This is a genomic window from Streptomyces boncukensis (assembly GCF_011045075.1).
GTDB classification, from domain to species: Bacteria; Actinomycetota; Actinomycetes; order Streptomycetales; family Streptomycetaceae; genus Streptomyces; species Streptomyces boncukensis.
Map to the genome: position 1 here is coordinate 1 of NZ_JAAKZZ010000588.1, position 4,145 is coordinate 4,145.

At 73.1% G+C, this 4,145-nt stretch carries 3 protein-coding genes and 1 pseudogene; 2 read left to right on the forward strand and 2 right to left on the reverse strand.

The window, feature by feature from the left end; all coding sequences use genetic code 11:
* Positions 1–354 (forward strand): annotated as a pseudogene (locus G5C65_RS32540) (NAD-dependent epimerase/dehydratase family protein); the annotation flags it as partial.
* Complete coding sequence (locus G5C65_RS32545; RefSeq protein WP_165302644.1) at positions 347–1,381, forward strand: lysophospholipid acyltransferase family protein; 1,035 nt, start codon at positions 347–349, stop codon at positions 1,379–1,381. The pseudogene G5C65_RS32540 and the gene G5C65_RS32545, both read left to right, overlap by 8 nt.
* Before the next feature lie 73 nt (positions 1,382–1,454).
* Here the strand turns inward: G5C65_RS32545 and G5C65_RS32550 are convergent, their stop codons facing one another.
* Positions 1,455–2,732 (reverse strand): DUF5667 domain-containing protein, encoded by a 1,278-nt coding sequence (locus G5C65_RS32550; RefSeq protein WP_165302646.1) that lies wholly within the window; start codon positions 2,730–2,732, stop codon positions 1,455–1,457.
* A gap of 162 nt (positions 2,733–2,894) precedes the next feature.
* Positions 2,895–3,764, reverse strand: a complete 870-nt coding sequence (locus tag G5C65_RS32555; RefSeq protein WP_165302648.1) for an ECF subfamily RNA polymerase sigma factor, BldN family — start codon at positions 3,762–3,764, stop codon at positions 2,895–2,897.
* Positions 3,765–4,145: the final 381 nt, after the last annotated feature.

Here is a 4,145-nt window from a genome sequence, read left to right on the forward strand (position 1 = left end):
GGGGTGCTGCTGCTCTCGCAGTGCGCCCGCCGCCTCGGGCGGCCCACCCTGCCGCTGCCGCTGCCCGCGATCCGCTGGAGCCGCAGCGCGCTGCGTACGGTCGGGGCCACGGACTTCTCCGCCGAGCAACTGCGGCTGCTCACCCATGGGCGGGTGGTGCGGACCGCGCACGCCCGCGAGGCGCTCGGCTTCGCCCCCCGGTACACCACGGCGGAGACGCTCGCCGCCTTCGCGCGGTCCCGGGGCGACGGGCTGCTGCCCCCGTGGCGGCTCGCCCGCGCGGTCGACGCCGCCGCGGGGCTGCTGACCCCGGGACCTGAGAAGCCCGAGGAGGAGGTGCGTCGGGATGGCTGACGCGAAGGTCATTCCCTTCGACGAGGGACGCCGCAGGACGCCGCTCACGCCGCTGCCGGAGGACGGGCCGGACGCGGACGCGCGGGCAGCCGCGCGGGACGCCTCCGGGCCTGAGGGCCCTGCTGAAGACTCTCCTGAAGGCGCTGCCGAGGGCCCCGCGGGCGGCCTGCTCGACCGGCTGCTCGGCGCGGACTGGGAGGACCGGGCCGCGCGCGGGCTGGACTTCCTGCGCCGCAGGGTCACCGGCGAGTACGAGGTCGACGACTTCGGCTACGACCCCGACCTGACCGAACAGGTCCTGCTGACCGTGCTCCGCCCGCTGTACGAGAAGTACTTCCGGGTCGAGGTGCGGGGGCTGGAGCACATACCGGACGACGGGGCCGCGCTCGTCGTCGCCAACCACTCCGGGACCCTGCCGCTGGACGGCCTGATGCTCCAGGTCGCCGTGCACGATCACCACCCCGCCGGCCGCCATCTGCGGCTGCTGGGCGCCGACCTGGTCTTCGCCCTCCCCGTCGCGGGCGAGCTGGCGCGCAAGGCCGGGCACACGCTCGCCTGTACGCAGGACGCCCGGGAGCTGCTGGAGCGGGGCGAGGTCGTCGGGGTGATGCCGGAGGGGTTCAAGGGGCTCGGCAAGCCGTTCGCCGAGCGCTACAAGCTCCAGCGGTTCGGGCGCGGCGGCTTCGTCTCGACGGCGCTGCAGACCGGGGCGCCGATCGTGCCGTGCTCGATCGTGGGGGCCGAGGAGATCTATCCGATGGTCGGCAACTCGCAGACGCTGGCCCGGCTCTTCGGCTTCCCCTACTTCCCGATCACCCCGACGTTCCCCTGGCTGGGCGCGCTGGGCGCGGTGCCGCTGCCCACCAAGTGGACGATCCAGTTCGGCGAGCCCATCGCCACCGACGGCTATCCGCCGCAGGCGTCGGAGGACCCGATGCTGATGTTCAACCTCACCGACCAGGTGCGCGAGACGATCCAGCACACGCTCTACAAGCTGCTGGTGCGCCGGCGCTCCGTCTTCTTCTGAGCCTTCTTCTGAGTCTGCTTCTGAGCGGTGTCGCGGTGGGGCCGGGGCCCGGCGGCCCGGCCCCACCGCGATGTCAGCTCTCGCCGCCGCCCAGGTCCAGTCGGGGCAGCACCTCCGGGACGACGGGGGGCAGGGTGATCCGCGGCTCGCTCGTGTCCGGGGGCGAGGTGTCGCCGGAGCCGGACTCGGAGGGCGACTGCTGCCGGTCCTCCTCGCCCTCCTGCTGGGAAGGTGAGCGCCGCTCGTCCTCGCTCGGGCGTTCCTCGCTCCCGCCCTGCGAAGGGGACGGGGTGGGCGCCTCGCCCCCGCCGCTGCCGCCGGGCTGCCGCTGGGTGTCCCGGGGCTGCGCGGGTGCGGACGGCTCGGGGGACGGCCCCTGGCCGTCCGTGCGCTCGCCGGTGCCCCGGGGCTCCCGCTCGGGCCGCTCCTTCTCGTCCGGCGCCTCGGGCAGCAGCGCCTTGAGGGGGCTGACCTCGTCGTCCATGGCGTCCAGGACCGAGCTCACCCCGTCGCCCACATCGGCGAGTTGGGGAGGGAGCCGGTGGCGGAGCTGGGTCCACGCGGCACGGTGGTTCTTGGTGAAGGTGGAGAGCGACTGGATCCGGCCGATGTCGCCGTCCCGCTCGTAGGCGCTGGTGAGCAGCCGGTGGCCCTCGGAGGCGTCGTGCTGCATGCCGGAGAGGGCCTTGCGGACCTCGCCGAGCGACTCGTGGTCCAGACCGCCGCCCGAGCGGTCGCGCTCCAGGAGGCGGCGGGCCTCCTGGAGCCGGGTGGAGGCGTGGTCCAGATGGACGGATCCCTTGTCCGCGTCGCCGCCCGCGAGATCGAGCCGCAGGTCCTCCATGCCGCGCTTCAGGCCGTAGAGGGTGTCTCCCGGAAGGGCGTCCGTGCTCGCGGCCGCCATGCCGCCGAAGGCGCTGGCCGCGACGCCCACGCCCAGCCCGCCCGCGGCGAGCCCCTTGCCCAGCCGCGACTTGGGGCGCAGCTTGCTCAGCGGGCCGAGGCTCGGGGCGCGGTGCGCTCCCCGGGCCGGGGCTCGCACGCGCGTGCGCCCGCGCAGGCCGCGCTGCCCCGGGAACTGCGCGCTGTCGGCGTCCTGCGCGCCCTCCGCGCCGCCCGCGAACGCGGTCTCCATGGCGGCGATGAGCTGGGCGCGCTGGACCGTCTTGACCTCCGGGTCCAACTCCGGCCTCGGCAGCGCCTCCAGCCCGTCGGCGAGCGCCAGGAGCAGGGCCTGCTCGCTGCCGTCAGCCGCCTCCTCGTCGGCCGCCGTGCCCTCGTCGAGCTCCTGCTCGGCCAGGGCCTGGGCGAAGGCGACTGCCCGTCGGTTCGTCGATACGGATCCGATCACCGGCGGCACCTCCTCTCGTCAGCACGGTCGACTCCCCAGCACAGGGGGAGTCTGCAACCACCTCAACGAGCGGCAAGCCAGTCGGGTTACGGAGTCACGATGATGTGACCGGTGGTCCCCGTCCGGGTACGCGGAGTCAGCAGGTGTCGTCGGCGGGTGTCGTCAGCGGGCGTCGTCGGGGAGCAGCCGGGCGAGGGTGCGGACGGCGCGGTACTGGAGGGTCTTGATCGCTCCCTCGTTCTTGCCCATGATGCGGGCGGTCTCGGCCACGGAGAGGCCCTGCAGAAATCGGAGCGTGACGCACTCCTGCTGTTGGGGGTTGAGTTTACGTACGGCCTCCAGCAGTGCGGCGTTGGAAAGGGATTCGAGGACCGACTCCTCCGGGCTGCGCTCGACCTCGTTCGCGTCGAGCATCTCGCCGGTGGTCACTTCGAGGCGGAAGCGGCTCGACTTGAAGTGGTCGGCGACGAGGTTGCGCGCGATCGTGACGAGCCAGGCGCCGAAGTCACGGCCCTGCCAGGTGAAGGTGCCGATGCGGCGCAGCGCGCGGAGGAAGGTCTCGCTGGTGAGGTCCTCGGCGGTGGCCCGGCCGCCGACGCGGTAGTAGATGTAGCGGTAGACCGTGTCGCTGTACTGGTCGTACAGCTGGCCGAACGCTTCCGCCTCGCCGCCCTGGGCGCGCTCGACGAGGTCCATCATCCGGCGGCTGTCGGTGTCGGAGGCCGCGGGGCGGCGCGCCGTGCTTCCGGGGGCCGAGGTGCGGGAGCGTCTGCCGACGGTCGCCGGGGCGGCCGGGCGGCTCGCAGTGGAGGCGGCGGAGGCGGCAGGGGTCGCGGAGGCGGCGGAGGTCGCGGTGGTGGCTCCCCCGGCGCCGTCCGCGAAGGTGTAGCAGGGGCCGGCGGGGACAGGTGCGGCTGTGGCGGCGAGGGCCGGGACGGCGTACGCGGTGGGGACGAATGCGCGCAGTTGGTCGATGACTGTCGTGCGCAGCGCAGCCAGGCCCGAGGCGTCAACCCCGACGAGTGGGTACACGGGACTCCCAGAGGCAGAGCTTCCATCACGTGCAGTGCGGGACCTTCTCGCCCGGCGCAGGGACGCGTAGGGACGGATGGGTACCGAATTGCGTCTGAGGAGAATAACGCTTCGTACAGGCAGCGCTACACCTAGTTGCTGAAATCGTCGATTCGGTTTGGTCTGTTACGGATTGGCGTCGCAGTTGGTCGAGGGTCTGCACGGTGAGCTGACCGGTTCGGCGCCGTAATTTGTCAGATGAAAGATGACTTCTGGCCGAGCGCGGCGGAGGGGACTGGCGGGGCGCAACGGCGGGTAAGACGGTGGGAATGTGCGGGGCCGCCCGGACGGCAGCGGCCGCAGGGCCGCTGCGGCCGGGCCGGGGGCTGTCTCTTATACACA